The 17,798-nt window shown below is 67.1% G+C and carries 20 protein-coding genes and 1 riboswitch; of the genes, 10 read left to right on the top strand and 10 right to left on the bottom strand.

All coding sequences use genetic code 11. The features are described from left to right. Window positions 1-93: 93 nt before the first annotated feature. From ACQCSW_RS19315 to ACQCSW_RS19285, 7 genes are all read right to left on the bottom strand, one after another. Window positions 94-744 carry an MBL fold metallo-hydrolase gene (locus tag ACQCSW_RS19315; protein ID WP_426988491.1) on the bottom strand — a complete coding sequence of 217 codons (651 nt, stop codon included), beginning with the start codon at window positions 742-744 and terminating at the stop codon, window positions 94-96. 10 nt (window positions 745-754) lie between these two features. Beyond that, window positions 755-1,750, bottom strand: a complete 996-nt coding sequence (locus tag ACQCSW_RS19310) for an aldo/keto reductase (RefSeq protein WP_426988489.1) — start codon at window positions 1,748-1,750, stop codon at window positions 755-757. A gap of 65 nt (window positions 1,751-1,815) precedes the next feature. Then, the gene (locus ACQCSW_RS19305) at window positions 1,816-2,442 is read right to left on the bottom strand and encodes a nucleoside/nucleotide kinase family protein (RefSeq protein WP_426988487.1); all 627 of its coding nucleotides are present in this window, start codon (window positions 2,440-2,442) and stop codon (window positions 1,816-1,818) included. Between the two features lie 96 nt (window positions 2,443-2,538). Then, window positions 2,539-2,928, bottom strand: a complete 390-nt coding sequence (locus ACQCSW_RS19300) for a DMT family transporter (protein ID WP_426988485.1) — start codon at window positions 2,926-2,928, stop codon at window positions 2,539-2,541. After that, complete coding sequence (locus tag ACQCSW_RS19295) at window positions 2,928-3,251, bottom strand: DMT family transporter (RefSeq protein ID WP_426988483.1); 324 nt, start codon at window positions 3,249-3,251, stop codon at window positions 2,928-2,930. The genes ACQCSW_RS19300 and ACQCSW_RS19295 overlap by 1 nt, the downstream gene beginning before the upstream one ends. 9 nt (window positions 3,252-3,260) lie before the next feature. Next, window positions 3,261-3,325, bottom strand: a riboswitch (guanidine-III (ykkC-III) riboswitch). A 147-nt stretch (window positions 3,326-3,472) separates the two neighbouring features. Next, window positions 3,473-4,003: a ferritin gene (locus tag ACQCSW_RS19290; protein WP_426988481.1), complete on the bottom strand. Its 531-nt coding sequence runs from the start codon at window positions 4,001-4,003 to the stop codon at window positions 3,473-3,475. 84 nt (window positions 4,004-4,087) lie between these two features. Beyond that, window positions 4,088-4,738 carry a HutD/Ves family protein gene (locus tag ACQCSW_RS19285; protein WP_426988479.1) on the bottom strand — a complete coding sequence of 217 codons (651 nt, stop codon included), beginning with the start codon at window positions 4,736-4,738 and terminating at the stop codon, window positions 4,088-4,090. A 53-nt stretch (window positions 4,739-4,791) separates the two neighbouring features. On the opposite strand from ACQCSW_RS19285, the gene ACQCSW_RS19280 reads away from it, so the two are divergent. From ACQCSW_RS19280 to ACQCSW_RS19270, 3 genes are all read left to right on the top strand, one after another. Then, entirely contained in the window at window positions 4,792-5,631 is an 840-nt protein-coding gene (locus ACQCSW_RS19280) for an aminoglycoside phosphotransferase family protein (protein ID WP_426988477.1), read from the top strand. A gap of 89 nt (window positions 5,632-5,720) precedes the next feature. Next, on the top strand, window positions 5,721-6,320 hold the full coding sequence (locus ACQCSW_RS19275; RefSeq protein WP_426988475.1) for a phosphoribosylanthranilate isomerase: 600 nt from the start codon (window positions 5,721-5,723) through the stop codon (window positions 6,318-6,320). Between the two features lie 90 nt (window positions 6,321-6,410). Continuing rightward, window positions 6,411-6,812, top strand: a complete 402-nt coding sequence (locus ACQCSW_RS19270; protein WP_426988473.1) for a YccF domain-containing protein — start codon at window positions 6,411-6,413, stop codon at window positions 6,810-6,812. On the opposite strand, the gene ACQCSW_RS19265 is transcribed toward ACQCSW_RS19270, so the two are convergent. From ACQCSW_RS19265 to ACQCSW_RS19255, 3 genes are all read right to left on the bottom strand, one after another. Beyond that, complete coding sequence (locus tag ACQCSW_RS19265) at window positions 6,809-7,243, bottom strand: VOC family protein (RefSeq protein WP_426988471.1); 435 nt, start codon at window positions 7,241-7,243, stop codon at window positions 6,809-6,811. The two genes, ACQCSW_RS19270 and ACQCSW_RS19265, sit on opposite strands and share 4 nt — an antisense overlap. Before the next feature lie 61 nt (window positions 7,244-7,304). After that, window positions 7,305-8,174, bottom strand: a complete 870-nt coding sequence (locus ACQCSW_RS19260) for a DUF4031 domain-containing protein (protein WP_426988469.1) — start codon at window positions 8,172-8,174, stop codon at window positions 7,305-7,307. A 183-nt stretch (window positions 8,175-8,357) separates the two neighbouring features. Then, window positions 8,358-9,692, bottom strand: a complete 1,335-nt coding sequence (locus ACQCSW_RS19255) for an FAD-binding oxidoreductase (RefSeq protein WP_426988467.1) — start codon at window positions 9,690-9,692, stop codon at window positions 8,358-8,360. Between the two features lie 181 nt (window positions 9,693-9,873). Between ACQCSW_RS19255 and ACQCSW_RS19250 the strand changes: the two genes are divergently transcribed. From ACQCSW_RS19250 to clpB, 7 genes are all read left to right on the top strand, one after another. Continuing rightward, a complete protein-coding gene (locus ACQCSW_RS19250) occupies window positions 9,874-10,284 on the top strand; it encodes a TOBE domain-containing protein (protein ID WP_111908238.1) in 411 nt (136 codons plus the stop codon). Between the two features lie 41 nt (window positions 10,285-10,325). Beyond that, a complete protein-coding gene (modA, locus tag ACQCSW_RS19245) occupies window positions 10,326-11,108 on the top strand; it encodes a molybdate ABC transporter substrate-binding protein (protein WP_426990739.1) in 783 nt (260 codons plus the stop codon). A 39-nt stretch (window positions 11,109-11,147) separates the two neighbouring features. After that, complete coding sequence (locus ACQCSW_RS19240; protein ID WP_181577363.1) at window positions 11,148-12,011, top strand: ABC transporter permease; 864 nt, start codon at window positions 11,148-11,150, stop codon at window positions 12,009-12,011. After that, on the top strand, window positions 12,008-13,072 hold the full coding sequence (locus tag ACQCSW_RS19235; RefSeq protein ID WP_426988464.1) for a sulfate/molybdate ABC transporter ATP-binding protein: 1,065 nt from the start codon (window positions 12,008-12,010) through the stop codon (window positions 13,070-13,072). The genes ACQCSW_RS19240 and ACQCSW_RS19235 overlap by 4 nt, the downstream gene beginning before the upstream one ends. Before the next feature lie 69 nt (window positions 13,073-13,141). Next, window positions 13,142-13,813: a hypothetical protein gene (locus ACQCSW_RS19230; RefSeq protein ID WP_426988462.1), complete on the top strand. Its 672-nt coding sequence runs from the start codon at window positions 13,142-13,144 to the stop codon at window positions 13,811-13,813. 186 nt (window positions 13,814-13,999) lie between these two features. Then, window positions 14,000-14,752, top strand: a complete 753-nt coding sequence (locus ACQCSW_RS19225; protein WP_426988460.1) for a S1 family peptidase — start codon at window positions 14,000-14,002, stop codon at window positions 14,750-14,752. A 249-nt stretch (window positions 14,753-15,001) separates the two neighbouring features. Then, complete coding sequence (gene clpB / locus ACQCSW_RS19220; protein ID WP_426988458.1) at window positions 15,002-17,656, top strand: ATP-dependent chaperone ClpB; 2,655 nt, start codon at window positions 15,002-15,004, stop codon at window positions 17,654-17,656. Window positions 17,657-17,798: the final 142 nt, after the last annotated feature.

The following is a 17,798-nucleotide window of genomic DNA, read 5'->3' as shown; positions in this document are numbered from 1 at the left end:
CGCTGCTGAAACGGACAGCCGCTGCCGGGATCCCGGCAGCGGCTGTCCGAATCTGTAGCGTTGTGGTTGAGCTTGTCCGAACCGGGGGTTGAGCTACCAGCCGCGGGCGCGCCACTCCTCCAGGTGCGGGCGTTCCGCGCCCAGGGTGGTGGGGCTGCCGTGGCCCGGGTGCACCACGGTGTCATCCGGGTAGGCCTCGAACAATCGCGCGGCGACGTCGTTGATCAGCGACGTGAACCGCGCCGGATCCTTCTGGGTGTTGCCCACGCCGCCGGGGAACAATGAGTCCCCGCTGAAGATGTGGGCAGGCCCTTCCGGGTTCTCGTACACAAACGCGATGGAACCCGGGGTGTGCCCGCGCAGGTGCACGGCGGTGACCTCGAAGCCGTCCACGGCGCACGTGTCCCCGTGCTCGAGTGAGCGGCCGACGGTTAACGGCAGCGCCTCGGCGTCGTCCGCTCCCGCGGCGGTGGGCGCTCCGGTCGCTTCCACCAACGCCGGCAGCGCGCGGACATGGTCCCAATGCTGGTGCGTGGTGGCAATGAGTGCCAGGTTGGGCGTGGCCGCAGTATCCGCAGCGGCGTCCTGCAGCATCCCCTGGATGGCCGGAAGGTCATCCGCGGCATCAATCAGCAGCTGTGCACCGGTGGCCTTCGCGGTCAGCAGATACACGTTGTTGTCCATCTCGCTGACGGAGATGCTCCGGATGGTGATGTCGCGTAGGTCGTGAATGAGCGTGTCCACGGGCTTCAGTCTATTCACGGCCCTGGGACACCCAGTTGGGGTCCGCCGAGCGGGAGCCGACGACGGCGTCCGCGGCCTGGTCCAGCGCCTCCAGTTGCGCCGGGGTCAGGTCCAGGGACAGGGCGCCCAGGTTTTCGTCGATCCGGTGCGTTTTGCGTGTGCCGGGGATGGGGACCACGGCCAGTCCCAGCCGTTTGCCCTGCTCCAGCAGCCATGCGAGTGCAACCTGGGCGGGCGTTGCGGACAGCTCGGCGGCTACCGTCCGCACGGCCGCCACGACTTCCTGGTTCGCGTCAAAGGCGCCCGCGGCGAACCGCGGGATCCGGCGTCGGAAGTCGTTTGCTCCCAGGCTGGAAGCGTCCACGGTGCCGGTGAGGAATCCCCGGCCCAGTGGCGAATACGGCACAAAGCCCACGCCCAGGCTGGCCGCGGCCGGAACTACGTTGCGTTCCACGTCGCGGCTCCAGATGGACCATTCGCTTTGGACCGCGGCGATGGGGTGCACGGAGTGGGCTTCGGCCAGCTCCTGCGCGGTCACCTCTGACAGGCCAAGGTGTTTGACCTTGCCCTGCTGCACCAGCCCCGCCATGGCCTCCACGGTTTCCACAATCGGAACGCGGAGGTCACGGCGGTGCATGTAGTAGAGGTCGATCACGTCCGTGCCAAGCCGCTTCAGGCTGGCGTCGGCGGCCTGCCGGACGTAGGCGGCATCTCCCCGGATATCCGTATATCCATCAGCCGGCGAGCCCACCAGGGAAAACTTGGTGGCGAGCTGCACTTCGCCCCGCCGGTCCTTGAGCAGCTGGGCGATGAGTTGCTCGTTGCTGCCTCCGCCGTAGATGTCCGCGGTGTCAATGAAGCTGACGCCGGCATCCACTGCATGATGCAGGGTTTTGAGGGCATCGTGCGGGTCAACTTCGCCGTAGACCGGAGTGAGGGCCATCCCGCCGAAGCCCAGCGTGCTGACGTTGAGGCCGTCGCCGAGGTGTACCGATGGTGCAGTCATGAGCGCTCTCCATTCGTTGTGGACTCTCGTCCCAGCCAAGAACCCTGACCCTTGCCTCAGTATTCCTAGCTCCACGGGATGATTCGGTCGGCACCCTGGCGCGTGGCCGCGATCATCACCGCGTTGGCCTCATCCGGGCCCGTCGCCCAGGCTTCCGCCGCGGCCTGCTCCATGCCGAATTCCACGTGCCGGTCCACCAGCCGGGCCAGCCGCAGCGCGGGAGGGGTGTCCATGAACCAGACCTCATCCAACTGGGCCCGGACACCCTTCCACGCGGGCGTCTCCGCCAGCAGGTAGTTTCCTTCGGTGATCACCAGCGGCACGGACGCCGGGACGGCGATGGAGGCCGCCACCGGCTCGTCCAAAGTCCGCCGGAACTCCGGTGCGTACACTACTGCCTCATCCCGGCGCACGAGCCGCTGCAACAGCGAGAGGTAGCCGCCGACGTCGAACGTGTCCATTGCGCCCTTGCGCTGCCGCAGCGGTGTGCCGTCGATGATCGCGGTGCCCAGGTGGAAGCCGTCCATCGGCACCACGACGGCAAGGTCAGCGCCGAACTCCCGCTGCAGCCGGGCCGCGAACGTGGACTTGCCGGAGCCGGGCGCGCCCGTGATGCCTAGGATGGTCCGCCTCCCGGGAGCCAGCCGTCGCCGGAGCGCGTCCATGGCATGGGTGATCTCGGGGGAGTCCATGGCAAAAGCCTAAACCGGCAGCTGATCCTCCCCGGTTTCCGTTGCACAAGGGGCGGGGCCTGACGGCGTTTCGCGGGAACACGCCGTCGGGCCGCCTCAAAGGTGGGGAGGCTCAGCGGGGGCGGCAGCGGCGTCGGAGGATGCCGCGGCAGGTGTAGCCGGCAGGGCCTTCAGCCCGGCCGCGCAGCCCACAATGCCGGCGATAAACAGCACTTTCAGGACACTGAAGGGTTCGACGCCGGTGGCCATCGCCCAGCCGACTGTCAGGGCAGCCCCGACCCCCACCCAGACGGCGTAAGCGGTGCCGAGGGGGATGCTGCGGATGGCTAGGCCGAGGCCGATCATGCTCAGCGTGGCGGTTACGGCGAAAACAAAAGTGGGCATGGGCCGGGTAAAGCCGTCGGACAGGCCCAGCGCGGTGGCCCACACGGCTTCCAGCACGGCGGAGGCCAGCAGCATCAGCCAGGCAGCAGAACGCTTGTTCATTACGCCACCACCTTCAGGCCAACCACGCACGCGGCGATGCCCGTCAGCAGAAGCAGGCGCGCCGTCGTCGGACGTTCAGCCTTGGTGATGATCGCGTAGGCAGACGTCAGCACCACGCCCACGCCCACCCATACGGCGTACGCGGTGCCGGTGGGGATGGACTGCATGGCGATCGCGAGGCCGGCCATGCTGGCGAGGACGGAGACCAGGAAGAGGAGGGCGGGCGCGAGCCGGCGCCGGCCGGAGGCCTGGAAGGTCCGGTGCAGGGCTGCGGCCCAGACGGCTTCCAGCGCTCCGGAAAGAATGAGAACTAACCACGACATGACAGATCCTTTGGCCAGTCTTGTCGCGTGCCGGGTACTGAACCGTCGTCCGGAGGTCCTGTGCGGAGCCTTGATTCCAGCTTAGCAACGCCCGACGGCGGGTGGCCGGGTTGGTGGCCAACCTCACCGCCGGGGCCCTCGCCCATCTAGGTAGCGCTATCTGTCGTTTTGAGGGCCCATAACGACAGATAGCGCTACTTAGTTGGGGGGAGCGCAGAACCTTAGAGAGCGCCGCCGGCGGTTTCCGGAGCGGAGGAGTCGCGGCCGCCGTTGCCCACGGTTTCGCGGGCGATGAAGTTCTCGATGTCGAACAGGTTGTCGGCGCGCTCGGCGATGTTCAGGAGGGTGGTCATGGCGGCGACCTCTTCCACCTGCTCCTTGAGGAACCAGAGCATAAACTGCTCGCCCAGGGCGTCGTCCTCGGTACGGGCCGCACGGAACAGCGCCTCGATCGCGGCCGTCACTTCCTTCTCCTGCTCCAGCGCCAGGGCCAGCGGCTCGGTCACGGAGGAGAAGTCGTTGCGCACGTCGGGGACGCCCGGGATGGTGAACTCGATGTCGCGGTCCAGCATGTACTGCACCATCATCATGGCGTGGTTCCGTTCCTCCACCGACTGCCGGTAGAAGTAGCGGGCCAGCTGCGGGAGGTCCTGGTTGGCGAACCAGGTGGCCACAGCAATGTACTGCTGCGAGGCCGCGAATTCGTTGCCGATCTGGGTGGACAGGAGCGCATTAAAGGGTGTGGAAGTCATTGCCAGAGTCTAGGAGCGCCGCGTGCCGCTGACCAGTGTGGAAAGGCTCAGATAACGAAGGCGAGGCTAGCCTGCAGCGCTGGATCAGGCAGTCACGCGGTCGATTGACACCACGGCGAGGAAGCCGCGGCCCAGGATTTCGGGGGTCCGGTTATCGGAACCGACGACGGCGTCATAGCGGTTCAGTGCCTCGGGCTCCGTGGGGGCGGCGGCAGGTTCGTCGCCGTCGGTTTCCGCGGTAGTTGCAGATTCCGCGGCTTCCGCGCTGACGCTGAGGTTTCCCGCGCTGACGGCGGCCTGTCCCTGCAGAAGCACAGCGAGCTGGCCCTCAAAAACCGGGTGCGCGCGTTTCTTGGAGAGCTCGATGATGGACGTGAAGCCCTTGAACGAACCCGTCCGCGTGATGACATTCAGATCGCGGATGTCCCCGGTGGGCAGGGCTCCGTGCGCGGCAGCTTCGCCGGAGAACCTGAAGGGCCGGTACTTTTCCAGCGGATGCTCGGCGCCGTCCACGGTGAGAAGGAGCAGCTCGCCGTCGATCACGGTCAGCACACGTTCCATGCCCGGGAAGGCCGAGAAGTCCCCGGCCTTGCTGATATCGGCGATGCTGACGCGCCAGTCCCAGGCGCCGTCCTGCGCCGAGGCGGCCTTCGGGTGGCTGGCAAGCTCCCGGGTCACCCCGCCGCCGTTGCGCCACGGTTCGGACCTGAGTTCTGCGAAGCGGATGATCTCCATCGGACCAGCCTAGTTTGTTTGGGCGTCCCCGCCACGCGTGGCATGCTGGGCGAATGCGCCAGGGGATCACCGACGAACAGAGCCGCCTGCTGACATCCTGGCTTGGCGAATTCAGTGTGGTGCAGGATTACTCCTGGCCCCTGCAGGACACCAACGTCCTCCACGTTGCCACACGGGCGGGCGAGGGATTCATCGTCAAGGCGAGCGCCACAAGCCACCATATCCACCGCGAGATCGCCGCCCATGCCGGCGGTTTCGAAGGGCTCCACGGCCGGGTCCCGGCGTTACGGCATGCCTCGGCGAAGGCCGGGATCCTGGTGACGGAGTTCCTGCCAGGAACCCTGGTGGAGGGGACACCGGCCGAGGATGATCCGGAAACTTACCGCCAGGCGGGGCAGCTGCTGGCGAGGATTCACCGGACGGCCGGGGACTCGTCCACGTACGCAAAAACCCTCACTATAAAGACTCGGGCATGGATGGACCGCGCCCACGGGCTGCTGCCGGAATCGCAACTGGAAAGCTTCGAACAGGAGCTCGATGCCCTTCGGCCGGGCGTGGTGCAGCTCGTGGCAACGCACGGCGATTACCAGCCAAGGAATTGGCTGCAGGACAACGGGCAGATCAAGGTCATCGACTTTGGCCGGGCGGATCGGCGTCCGTGGGTGCACGACCTCGTGCGGCTCAGCCACCAGCAGTTCGTTCACAGGCCCGAGCTTGCGGACGCTTTCTACGCTGGGCTGGGCAGAACTGTCGGGCCGGCGGACGCAGACGTGTGGCGGCTGGAGAACCTGAACCAGGCCATCGGCACGGTGGTGTGGGCCAACCAGATGGGGGACACCGACTTCGAAGAGGCCGGGCGGAACATGGTGGAGCGGGTGCTGTCCTGCGCCTGAAATGGAACCGGTCCACATCGGCGCAGGGGGTACTTGCCTGTTAGTCTCCTCCGGGGGGACTATGCGAAGACAGCCAGAAGGAGCCGGAAATGTTCGTCAAAGTCTGTGGTCTCAGTACGCCCGAATCAATCCGTGCAGCCGTGGAGGCTGGGGCGGACGCCGTCGGCTTTGTCCTCACCGCGAGCCCGCGCGTGGTCTCGCCGTCGCAGGTTTCCACTCTTCTGGCCGATGTGCCGGAAGGGGTAGTTGCCGTCGGCGTTTTCCGGCATGAACCTGTCGCCGATGCCATTGCCATCGCCCGGTCCGCCGGACTTGAGTGGGTCCAACTCCACGGGGACCTCACCCCGGAGGACGTCACAAGGGTGCACGACGCCGGCATGAAGCTGATCAGGGCCGTCACCATGGCAGCCACTGCCGACGCGTTCGCCAACTGGGGTGAGGAAATCCTGTTGATTGATGCCGCCGTGCCCGGGTCCGGAGAGGCCTGGGACTACGCCTCCATGGTGGACGTGACGGCGCTCCAGGACCGCAAGTGGCTGCTGGCCGGCGGGCTGGATCCGGACACCGTGGCGCACGCCACTGCAGCCTCAGGCGCGTGGGGCGTGGACGTCTCCTCCGGCGTCGAGGTTTCTCGTGGTGTGAAGGACCTGGCTAAGATCCGGGCCTTTGTGAAGGCCGCCAAGGGCTGAGGCCTGGTCCAGGTTTCAGGTCCCAAGTTCAGGGGCCAATCAGGGCAGACCCCTACGTTTTTGTCAGACCCCGCGGGGCACAATGGACAGATGAAGACACTACTCAACATCATCTGGCTGGTATTCGGCGGACTCTGGCTTGCCCTGGGCTACTTTCTGGCGGGCATCATCTGCTGCCTGCTGATCGTCACCATTCCGTGGGGCATCGCCTCGTTCCGCATTGCGGCGTACACGCTCTGGCCCTTCGGACGCATGGTGGTGGACAAGCCGGGCGGAACGGGCGTTTTCTCACTCCTGGGGAATGTCATCTGGCTGGTGGTGGCGGGCATCTGGATCGCGATCGGCCACGTACTCACGGCCATTGCCATGGCGGTCACCATCATCGGCATCCCGCTGGCCATCGCCAACCTCAAGCTCATCCCGGTCAGCCTGATGCCGCTGGGCAAGCAGATCGTTCCCACCAATAGCCCGTTCATTACCGCATACCGTTAGCCAGCGGCGTTCCCAAGGGTTTCGCTGAATCCGGGGACCAGACCCTGGGCTTCGAGTTCTTCTGACCGCAAGGCGCGCAGCACACAGAACTCGTTGCCGTCCGGGTCAGCCATGACCACCCAGGTCACCTCGGGCCCCTGCCCGACGGAAATGCGCGACGCGCCGAGGGCTTCCAGCCGCTGCACCTCCTCAGCCTGGTCATCCGGACGCAGGTCCAGGTGCAGCCTGTTCTTGAGCTCCTTCCGCTCGGGCACCTTCAGGAACAGCAGGTCCGGGCTGACGCCGTCGGCCGGGCTGCCTGCGGGCGGCTCCAGCACAATTTCGTCTTCCACCTCGTAGGTGCGGCGCCAGCCCAGGGCCCTCTCCCAGAAATCGGCTGGCACTTTGGGGTCGGTTGAATCGATGCTGACGGCTTGGATGCGCAGGTTCATCCGAGCAGTCTTGCACCGGCCGGGTCGCCCGTAAAGGCTTCTTGGCGGTTGCGCGAAAGAGTCAGGCCAGCTCGCCCTTCAGGTTCCGGCGGGCGGCATCGAGCCACAGTTCCCGTGCGCGGGTGCTGTGGAAGAGGGGGTCCAGTTCCAGCAGGTGACGGACGACGGCGGCGCGCCCGGCCGCGAAGTCGGCGTCGCCGATGTGCGCGTAGTCTTCCCGGACGGCGGCCACATACCGGGCGTAGGGCTCCGGTTCGCCGCCGAGAACTGACAGGTCCGCGTCGCAGAGGAGGGCGCCGTCGTCGTCCCCTGGCTCCGGGCGGTGGTCCGAGGTCAGCCGCACCAGCCGCGCCACTTCCTCGACGTCGGCCGCCGGAAGCCCCGCGTCCGCGAGGCGCTCCTCGGCGAGACGGGCGGATTCCTCCTCGTCCTGGCCGGCGATCCCGCGGTATACGGCATCGTGGAACCAGGCTGCGAGCAGCACTGTCCGCGGCGGGTCGGCGGGGTCGGCGAGCAAGTCCAAAGCCTCCAAAACTGCCAGTAGGTGCGTGCAGCCGTGATACCGGCGGTGGTCCTCGCTCCAGCGGTCCAGCAGGTCCAGGAAGAGGGCGTCGTGGCCGGGCATGATGGCTTCCCAGCGGTTCAGCAGCGGGACCTTGAGGGACTTGTTGCGCTGCCGGGCCGGGATGCGCATCCCGCTGGCGATCAGTTTGCGGACCAGGATCCGGGCTTCCACCGGAATGGCGCCGACGGCCACCAGGTCGTCGAACCGGCGCTCGGCGACGTCGTAATGGTCGCCGTCGAACGCACGGTCCGGGATGCCGGCCGCGGCGGCGAAGGCGTGCAGCTCAGCCAGCGACGTGTCCGAGATGAGGTGGGAAAAATGCGTGCCGTGGGCTGGCCACACGGGCGGATCCAGGTAAATCGCCATGGGGGAAGTCTAGTGCGGCCGTGGTCTGCGCCGGGGCCGTACGCTCTTGCCCGGTTACCGGCGGGCCCGGCGGCTAATCCGGGCCGACACGCCGTATCCCGCGGTGTGTCGCGGCAGGCAACTGGGCGGGAACGCGCGGGCCGGTCGGGTCACCAACAGGTCACCGGCCACATCAGGAACCGGTCAGGAGCCGGCCGGCAGGATGTTCTGGTTGCCCTGGAAGACGTTCCGCGGATCGAAGTCCCGCTTAACCCTGGCCAGCCGGGCGTAGTTCCCGTTTCCGAACGCGGCACGGATGCGCTCCTGGCCTTCGTTACCGATGAAATTGAGCCACACCCCGCCTGTGGCATACGGCGCAATCTTGCCGCGGAAGTCCTTCACCCAGGCCTTGGCCAGTTGGCCTTCCTCGGGTGTTGGCGAGATGCCGTACGGGTGGCTCACCCAGGCCGCGTTCCGGTTGATCAAGGGCGTGGCCGCCCCCGCGTTTCCGCCGACGGCGCCTCCCCACCGGGCGATGAGCTGCTGGGATGTGGCATCGGGGAGGTTCCGGGCCGATTCCACGAACAAGTCCAGGGCCGCGTCGGGGAGTTCGTTGTGATAGTCCGCGCTCCAGTAGTTGTAGTGGTCCGGCGGATCGTCCAGGGAGGACTGGAAATCGGCGTACGGGGTGTCGGCCACGAGGTCCACTGCAGGCCCGAGTTCGCGGAACGGCCGCGCGTGCTCGAAGCCTTCCTCGGGCTCACCCGCGTAGAGGTAGGCGATGAGAGCGGCCATCTTTCCCACCAGGTGCTCCGGCACAAACGGCTCCGGCGGCGCCGTCAGGTACAGCAGTGCCAGGCCAACCCCGTCGGGGGCTGCCAGGGCCAGGTCCCGGAACGCCCGGGAAACGTCCGAGGCTGCCTCCCCGGGCCAGAGCCACATCCCGGCGTGGACCACCGGGCCGAGCCTGTGCGCCTGGAATGTGAAGGACGTGGCCACGCCGAAATTGCCGCCGCCGCCATGGAGGGCCCAGAAGAGTTCGGGGTTTTCCCGGGCGCTCGCGGTGACGCGTTCGCCGTCGGCCGTGACCAGGTCCACCGAGACGAGACTGTCGCATGCGAACCCGAAGGACCGCTCCAGCCACCCGGATCCGCCGCCCAGGGTGAAGCCGGCGACGCCGGTGGTGGAGGCCCGCCCGCCGGTGACGGCCAGGGCATGTTCCTGGGTGGCGCGGTCGAACTCGCCCCAGGTGACGCCTGCCCCGGCGGTGACGATGCCGGATTCGGGGTCCACATCGATGGACTTCATGGGCCGGACATCGATCACCAGGCCGTCGTTGTTCATGGACATTCCGGCCACTGAATGTCCGCCGGCGCGGACGGCAATGGCGAGGGAATGTTCCCGTCCGTAGCGGAGCGCTTCGGCCACGTCCGCATCATTTGAACACTGGGCAATCACCGCCGGACGCCGGTCAATCATGGCGTTGAAGACCTTCCGGGCCGGGTCATAGTCGGGGCTGTCAGGCTCGATCCACTTCATCACAAACGCTCCTCAGCGACTGCGGCCCCTCCCCTCCACATAGCGTAGGACTTCGCTCCACGACGTTCCACAGGCAGCCCACCTCAAGCCTCAAGGGGGAGCGAAACCAGCGCTGACGTCATCTTCGGATACGCGGAGAAAACTAATAAGAGAACCCGCAAATGAGGACTAGAATCATGAAATGCCCACTATTCGCGTATCCGAAGCCGCCCGGTTCCTCGGCGTCAGTGACGACACCGTCCGGCGCTGGACAGAGAACGGCAGCCTCACCCCGGTAAAGGACGACGCCGGCCGGCTGGCGGTGGACGGGCTCGAGCTTGCCCGGCACGCCCAGAAGCTCGCACAGCTTCCCGAGGACCCGCACCGTGCCGGTAGTTCGGCGCGCAACCGGTTCGTCGGCCTGGTCACGGGGATCACTGCGGACAAAGTCATGGCCCAGGTGGAACTCCAATGCGGGCCGTTCCGGGTGGTGTCGCTGATGAGCAGCGAAGCCGTCCGCGACCTTGGCCTGGAACTCGGCTCCGTGGCCACCGCGGTGGTCAAAGCAACCACAGTCATCATCGAAACCCCGCACGGAAAGAGCATCATTTGAGCACCCGCAAACATGCCAGAGCCGCCCTCATCGCCGCCCTTATGCTGGGCCTCGCCGCGTGCGCGCCGGCTTCCACGACGCCCACGGCCCCGCAGCCCGCCACGTCGCAGTCCCCCACCTCGCAGTCCCCGGACGCCACCGGGCAGGTTTCCGGGACGATCACGGTCTTCGCAGCCGCGTCGCTCAAGGCCACGTTCACCCAGCTGGCCAGTGACTTCGAGGCGAAGAATCCGGGCGCCAAGATCTTACTGAGCTTCGCCGGTTCCTCGGACCTGGCCACCCAGATCACCCAGGGCGCACCGGCCGATGTCTTTGCCTCCGCCGACACAAAAAACATGACCAAGCTGGCCGACGCCAAACTCCTGGACGGAACCGCGAAGAACTTCGCCACCAACGTCCTGGAGATCGCCGTCCCGCCGTCCAATCCGGCGTCGATCGCGTCCTTCGCCGACCTGGCCAGGCCAGGCGTCAAGGTGGTTGTCTGTGCCAGCCAGGTTCCGTGCGGGGCCGCCGCGGACACGGTGGAAAAGGCCGCGGGCGTGACCCTCTCGCCGGTCAGCGAGGAATCATCCGTGACGGACGTCCTGGGCAAGGTCACCTCGGGCGAGGCCGACGCCGGCCTGGTCTACGTCACCGACGTCAAGGGCGCCGGAGACAAGGTCAAGGGAATCCCGTTCGACGGATCCGGCAAGGCGGTCAATACCTATCCCATCGCCACAGTAGGCTCGAGCCGGAACAAGGAACTGGCGGCAGCCTTCATCGCCATGGTGACCGGCGCCGACGGGCAGATAACCCTCATCGACGCCGGCTTCGGCGCCCCGTAGGCAACCCCGCACCGTAAGTACGCCGCCCGCAAGGAGACCATGAAACAGGCCATGAACGGCGGGTACGGCGGCGTCCCGCGCTGGATTTACGTCCTTGCGGCTGCCGGTGGCCTGTTCGTTGTGTTGCCGCTTGCGGCCATGGTGGCCAAGGTCAATTGGTCCCAGTTCATCCCGCTGATCACGTCGGAAGCGTCGCTGCAGGCCCTTGGGCTGAGCCTGCGCACGTCCGCAGCCAGTACCGTCCTGTGCATCGTCCTGGGTGTGCCGCTCGCCCTGGTCCTGGCCCGCGGCAGCTTCCCCGGCCAGCGCGTCCTCCGCTCACTGGTCCTGCTCCCGCTGGTCCTTCCGCCGGTGGTGGGCGGCATCGCACTCCTGTACACGTTCGGGCGGCAGGGGCTCCTGGGCCGGACGCTGGAAGTGGCAGGCCTGCAGATCGCATTTTCGACGACGGCGGTCATCCTGGCCCAGACGTTCGTTGCCCTTCCCTTCCTGGTGGTCAGCCTCGAAGGCGCCTTGCGCACCGCCGGGAACCGCTACGAAGCGGTGGCCGCGACGCTCGGCGCCGGGCCCACCACCGTGCTCCGCAGGGTCACTCTTCCGCTCGTCCTGCCTGGACTGGCCTCCGGCGCGGTGCTGTCCTTCGCCCGCAGCCTGGGCGAATTCGGCGCCACCCTCACCTTCGCCGGCAGCCTGCAGGGCGTGACCCGGACCCTGCCGCTGGAAATCTACCTGCAGCGCGAAACGGACGCCGATGCCGCCGTCGCGCTTTCCCTGGTCCTCGTGGCGGTGGCGGTCGCCGTGGTGGCACTCGCGTACCGCAGTCCCCGCGCCGCCGAACGGGCCCCTGCACATAGCGGCGAACGTACGACGACGGCGCGCGCCGCGGGCGGTGCAGTCCGGTGACGTTCTCGGTTCAGGCCGCCGTGGCTGGCCGCGGGTTCGACGTCTCCCTCGCGGTGGGTCCGGGCGAAACGGTGGCCGTTATGGGAGCCAACGGCGCGGGCAAATCGACCCTGCTGAACGTCATCGCGGGCCTGCTGCACCCGGACTCGGGCACGGCCGAACTGGACGGCAGGACCCTGTTTGACCTCACCGCAGGGCGCGGCCAATGGACGGCTCCGCACCGGCGCGGCACGGCGCTCCTGGCCCAGGAACCGCTGCTGTTCCCGCACCTGAGCGTGCTGGAGAATGTGGCGTTTGGGCCCCGGAGTGCCGGCGCTTCAAAGGCGGCCGCCCGGGAGACTTCCCTGCGGTGGCTCGCGGAAGTCGAGGCAACCGAGCTGCGGTCCCGCCGCCCGGCCGAGCTCTCCGGCGGCCAGGCGCAGCGCGTTGCCGTGGCGCGGGCGCTCGCCGCCGAGCCCGGACTACTGCTCCTGGATGAACCGATGGCCGCGCTGGATATCCATGCCGCCCCGCTGCTCCGGCGCCTGCTCAAGCGGGTGCTGGCCGGCCGCCGCGCCATTATCATCACCCACGACGTCCTTGATGCCCTGATGCTGGCCGACCGTGTGGTGATTCTGGAAAACGGGCGGATCAGCGAGGAAGGCCCCACCCGCGAGGTCCTTCGGCGTCCGCGCAGCCGGTTCGCGGCCGGGCTCGCCGGGCTCAATTTTGTGGCCGGCGACATCACCGAACACGGCCTGCGGGCAGGCGCCCTGAACCTCTACGGGCAGCACCACGACGTTCCCGGCCCGCTCCCGGCCGGACAGCCGGGCGTGGCTGTCTTCCCGCCGTCGGCCGTTTCCGTTTTCCCCAGCGAGGCGCACGGCAGCCCGCGGAACTCCTTCGCTGTGACCATCACAGACCTGGAGCCGCACGGGGACGGGATCCGGGTCCGCGCCGGGGCCGGCGGGCAGTTGAGCGCGGACATCACCCCGGCGGCTTCTGCTGATCTTGGGTTGACGCCGGGCATGGAGGTGTACTTCGTGATCAAGGCCGGCGCCGTGGCCATCTACCCCAGCTGAATCTCCGCTGAATCTCCGGGTAGGCTGTTCAGCGTCGTCCGGGCTCGGCGGCGTTATTGGGGGAGAAGCATGAAGAAAATTACGACGGCGGCTGCCGTACTTGCGCTGCTGGCGGGCCTGGCCGGGTGCGGCCTGTTTCCGTCCCCTCCGCCGCCGCCTGACATCGCACCGGCCACGCCCGTGTCCGTGCTGCCGTTGGAGTGCCCTTTTGTGGGCCGGGATGACGTGTCGCCGGTCAGGATCCCCAAGGGAACGCCGCGTGAAACCATCGGAAGCGTCCTGAACGCGTACAGCGGCTGGCTCAACGCCGGCTCCGAGTTGGTCACGGCCTGGAGCCCGGGCAAGGCCGTCCCTGAAAACTGCGTCGCCGACCTCGCGGCAAAAAACGCCGGGGCCTACTCGAGCACTCTGTTCACCACCCACAGTGACGTCGCCTGGCAGGGATACTTTGCGGCGGTGAAGCTGATGAACCAGCAGAACCTGGCGGCGGTCCGCGTTGCCGAGCCGGGTACGGGCGGGCGCGGCACGTTCGAACTGCTGCAGGAGATCGATTCGACCGCCACGGACAACGGAACGTTCCTGAAGTTTGACGCCGTGTACAAGCCCGCCGCCGGAGTGCCGGCGGGATACACCTGGGAGGACTGGGACAAACCGACACGCTGGTACGTGGAGCTCGTCCCGGCGGGGGAGTTCCTGGTCATCAACTACACCGAAACCAAGCCGGCTGCCGGCTATCCGTGAGTTCGTTGGGCCTGCCCCGGAAAATGTAGTTGACTGATTCTGTCATTTAACGTGACATGCTTCACATCTGGCAGTAATGTCGCCTGTGGATCGCCCGCACCGATGGCCGGTCCATCCACTGGAACTGACCCGGCTGACGGCGGACCGCTGATGGCCGCGGGTCCACTTGCGAAGGAGCTACCCGCTTTGAAGTTCGCCCGAATGCTGGCCACGGCCGCAGCCACCGCTGCGCTGCTAACCCCCTTGACTGCCCATGCCGCACTCGCGAGCGGGGGTGATTCGGCCAGCCCGGACATCGCCGGCGGCACCACCATCACGATTTCCACGGCCCCGTACGCCGCCCAGATTTCCTTCGATTCCACCGGGACCAACGTGGGCTGCACCGGCAGCCAGATCTCCGCGAACTGGGTCATCACGGCCAAGCACTGCAACTCAACATCGCTGAAGTCCGTCCGACTGGGCACCACGTACCTGGAAACCGGCGGAACGGTGAAAACGGTGGCCGCACGCTATGCCTCCAGCGCCGGCGATGTCCTGCTCCTGAAGCTTTCAACCCCGCACTACGGCTCGTATGTGGGGCTCTCCAGTTCCTTCCCCGCCACGGGCGCCTCGGCCAGGGTCTACGGCTGGGGTGACCAGACTGAAGGTGCGGGCACCATGTCCTACTACCTCAAAACGGCCAATGTCACCGTTGCCGGACAGGGTGTGGACACCTACGGAGGGCCTTCCGTTCGAACGCAGTCCCAGACCGGCCACACGCTGGGCGGCGACTCCGGCGGGCCGCTGATCGTGAACGGCAAGCTGGTGGGAGTGCTCTCCACCTCCAGCATCCTGCCGCCGCAGAACCCGTCCGACTACACGCGTTACTACAACGACCATGCCTCGATCCCCAGCAATCTGTCCTGGATCACCAGCGTCTCAGGGGTTGCCGGCTCCTGATCTGATCGACATAAACAGACCACCGGGCGGGTGGCTCCTTGGGGGAGCCGCCCGCCCGGGATGCTTAAGCCCGGCGGGCTACATCCCCGGGATGCGGCAGGGGTGCCGGGAACGGATTTCCTGTCGGTAGCGGGCAACTCTGGACAGGCAGTTCGCCGTCGGCAAACATGGCCATGGAGGGAGTATCCTCAAAGTTGAGCGTTATAGACTCAACTTAGCGAAAAATGCACATTCCGGAAGGAGCTCTCTTTGGACGTCAAATTCACCACCAAGAGCCAGGAGGCTCTTTCGGCAGCAGCCATGAACGCCTCCACGGCAGGAAATCCCCAGGTGGAACCTGCCCATCTGCTTAAGGCGATGATGGATCAGCGGGAGGGCGTCGCCGTCGCGCTTCTCCGCGCCACGGGCGCAGACCCGGATACAGTCAGCGTGCAGGCGAGCGGCGCCATCAAAGCGCTGCCGGCAACGTCGGGCGGCTCCACGCAACAGGCGCAGTTGTCCCGGCCCGCGCTGCAGGCCATCCAGAACGCCAAGAACGAGGCCGACAGGCTGGGCGATACCTATGTCTCCACCGAAGTGCTGCTGCTGGGGCTCTCTGCCGGGAGTGACGCCGTCGGGCGGTTAATGCGCGACGCCGGCGCCTCCCATGAAGCGTTGCTCGCCGCCCTGCCGGGTGTCCGCGGCGACCGGAAGGTCACCACGCCGGACCCGGAAAACACGTTCCAGTCGCTGGAGAGGTTCGGCACGGACCTCACCGCGATGGCGCGTGCGGGCAAGCTGGACCCGGTGATCGGGCGCGACACCGAGATCCGGCGCATCATCCAGGTGCTGAGCCGCCGCACCAAAAACAACCCCGTCATCATCGGCGAACCGGGGGTGGGCAAGACCGCCGTCGTGGAAGGGCTCGCCCAACGGATCGTGGCGGGCGATGTCCCGGAAAGCCTGCGGGGCAAGACGCTGATCGCCCTGGACCTCGCCTCCATGGTGGCCGGCGCGAAGTACCGTGGCGAGTTCGAGGAGCGCCTTAAGGCGGTCCTGGAGGAGATCAGGAATTCGGACGGCCAGATCGTCACGTTTATCGACGAGATCCACACGGTGGTTGGGGCGGGTGCCACGGGGGAGTCCTCGATGGATGCCGGCAACATGCTTAAGCCCATGCTGGCCCGCGGGGAGCTGCGGCTGATTGGTGCCACCACGCTGGATGAGTACCGCGAGAACATCGAGAAGGACCCGGCCCTGGAGCGCCGGTTCCAGCAGGTGTACGTGGGTGAGCCCAGCGTGGAGGACACCATCGGGATCCTCCGCGGCCTCAAGGAACGCTACGAGGCGCACCACAAAGTCACCATCGCCGACTCCGCGCTGGTGGCCGCCGCAACCCTGTCCAACCGCTACATTTCCGGCCGCCAGCTGCCGGACAAGGCCATCGACCTGGTGGACGAGGCCGCCTCGCGGCTCCGGATGGAGATCGACTCCGCGCCGGAGGAGATCGACCAGCTGCGCCGTGCCGTGGACCGGCTCACCATGGAGGAGTTGGCCCTCGCGAACGAGAAGGACGCCGCCTCGGTGGAGCGTCTGGCCGCCCTCCGCGCCTACAAGGCGGACAAGAGTGAAGAGCTGGATGCGCTGAATGCCCGGTGGGCAGCCGAGAGGGCCGGGCTCAACCGGGTGGGCGACCTGAAAGCGAAGCTGGATGAGCTGCGCTCGACGGCGGATAAAGCGCAGCGCGAAGGCGACCTGGAGACTGCGTCGCGGATCCTTTACGGCGAGATTCCGGCAGTGGAACGTGAACTGAACGCCGCCGCCGCCGAAGAGGCGGTGACTGACAAGCCTGCCCAGATGGTGGCTGACGAGGTCACGGCGGACGACATTGCCGAGGTCATTTCTGCGTGGACCGGCATTCCTGCCGGGCGCATGCTGCAGGGTGAAAGCCAGAAGCTGCTCCATATGGAGGAGGAGCTTGGCAAGCGCCTGATCGGCCAGTCCAAAGCGGTGGCCGCGGTGTCCGACGCCGTCCGCCGTGCGCGGGCGGGCATCAGCGACCCCAACCGGCCCACGGGTTCGTTCCTGTTCCTCGGGCCCACGGGCGTGGGCAAGACTGAGCTGGCCAAGGCGCTCGCGGATTTCCTGTTTGACGACGAACGCGCCATGGTGCGCCTGGACATGTCCGAGTACGGCGAGAAGCACTCGGTGGCTCGGCTGGTGGGTGCCCCTCCGGGATACGTCGGCTACGAGGAGGGCGGCCAGCTGACTGAAGCCGTCCGCCGTCGGCCGTACTCGGTCATACTGCTGGACGAGGTGGAAAAGGCCCATCCGGAGGTCTTCGACATCCTCCTGCAGGTACTCGACGACGGCCGCCTCACCGATGGGCAGGGCCGCACCGTGGACTTCCGCAACGCCATCCTGGTCCTCACGTCCAACCTGGGCAGCCAGTTCCTGGTGGACCAGTCGCTGGACGCGCAGGCCAAGCGCACCGCGGTCATGACCACCGTCAACGCCTCCTTCAAGCCCGAGTTCCTGAACCGGCTGGACGAGATTGTGCTGTTCGAAGCCCTGACCGTTGACGAGCTGGCGCGGATTGTGGAACTCCAGGTGGCCGAGCTCGGCAGGAGGCTGCACGAGCGCCGGCTCAGCCTGGACGTGTCCGACGGCGCCCGCGCCTGGCTGGCCATGTCCGGCTTCGATTCCGCGTACGGTGCCCGGCCGCTTCGCCGGCTGGTGCAGCGCGAGATCGGTGACCGCCTGGCCAAGGCCATCCTGTCCGGCGACATCGCGGACGGCGACACCGTGCTCGTGGACACCGCGGCCGACGTGGACGAACTCACCATCGAGGGGCTGGAGGCTCTGGCAGGGCCCGACGGCGGTGCTCCCGCCGGCACGGGCCTGGTGGTGCGGCGGAAGGAGTAGCGGCGGGTCCAAATGCGGCACTTAGGGGTGTGGCGTATAGGCCCGCGCACCGGGCATTTTTGCGGGCGGGTCAAACGGGAATCGAAGAGCTGCGGAAACACGCCGATTCTTAGTCCGGAGAATTTCGGTCGCGCCTGCACCG

It is taken from the genome of Pseudarthrobacter sp. Y6 (genome assembly GCF_050156205.1).
Lineage (GTDB): Bacteria > Actinomycetota > Actinomycetes > Actinomycetales > Micrococcaceae > Arthrobacter.
This window is presented reverse-complemented; position numbering and strand designations above follow the sequence as displayed.

Bases quoted from the DNA above. Each gene is read 5' to 3' on its own strand.
- modA (WP_426990739.1), top strand. From the start codon at position 10,326: ATGCTGGGCCTCGCCGCGTGCGCGCCGGCTTCCACGACGCCCACGGCC.
- ACQCSW_RS19270 (WP_426988473.1), top strand. From the start codon at position 6,411: ATGAAGACACTACTCAACATCATCTGGCTGGTATTCGGCGGACTCTGG.
- ACQCSW_RS19295 (WP_426988483.1), bottom strand. From the start codon at position 3,251: ATGTCGTGGTTAGTTCTCATTCTTTCCGGAGCGCTGGAAGCCGTCTGG.
- ACQCSW_RS19285 (WP_426988479.1), bottom strand. From the start codon at position 4,738: ATGGAGATCATCCGCTTCGCAGAACTCAGGTCCGAACCGTGGCGCAAC.
- ACQCSW_RS19240 (WP_181577363.1), top strand. From the start codon at position 11,148: ATGAAACAGGCCATGAACGGCGGGTACGGCGGCGTCCCGCGCTGGATT.
- ACQCSW_RS19290 (WP_426988481.1), bottom strand. From the start codon at position 4,003: ATGACTTCCACACCCTTTAATGCGCTCCTGTCCACCCAGATCGGCAAC.
- ACQCSW_RS19265 (WP_426988471.1), bottom strand. From the start codon at position 7,243: ATGAACCTGCGCATCCAAGCCGTCAGCATCGATTCAACCGACCCCAAA.
- ACQCSW_RS19280 (WP_426988477.1), top strand. From the start codon at position 4,792: ATGCGCCAGGGGATCACCGACGAACAGAGCCGCCTGCTGACATCCTGG.
- ACQCSW_RS19250 (WP_111908238.1), top strand. From the start codon at position 9,874: ATGCCCACTATTCGCGTATCCGAAGCCGCCCGGTTCCTCGGCGTCAGT.
- ACQCSW_RS19275 (WP_426988475.1), top strand. From the start codon at position 5,721: ATGTTCGTCAAAGTCTGTGGTCTCAGTACGCCCGAATCAATCCGTGCA.
- ACQCSW_RS19305 (WP_426988487.1), bottom strand. From the start codon at position 2,442: ATGGACTCCCCCGAGATCACCCATGCCATGGACGCGCTCCGGCGACGG.
- ACQCSW_RS19260 (WP_426988469.1), bottom strand. From the start codon at position 8,174: ATGGCGATTTACCTGGATCCGCCCGTGTGGCCAGCCCACGGCACGCAT.
- ACQCSW_RS19255 (WP_426988467.1), bottom strand. From the start codon at position 9,692: ATGAAGTGGATCGAGCCTGACAGCCCCGACTATGACCCGGCCCGGAAG.
- ACQCSW_RS19300 (WP_426988485.1), bottom strand. From the start codon at position 2,928: ATGAACAAGCGTTCTGCTGCCTGGCTGATGCTGCTGGCCTCCGCCGTG.
- ACQCSW_RS19310 (WP_426988489.1), bottom strand. From the start codon at position 1,750: ATGACTGCACCATCGGTACACCTCGGCGACGGCCTCAACGTCAGCACG.
- ACQCSW_RS19230 (WP_426988462.1), top strand. From the start codon at position 13,142: ATGAAGAAAATTACGACGGCGGCTGCCGTACTTGCGCTGCTGGCGGGC.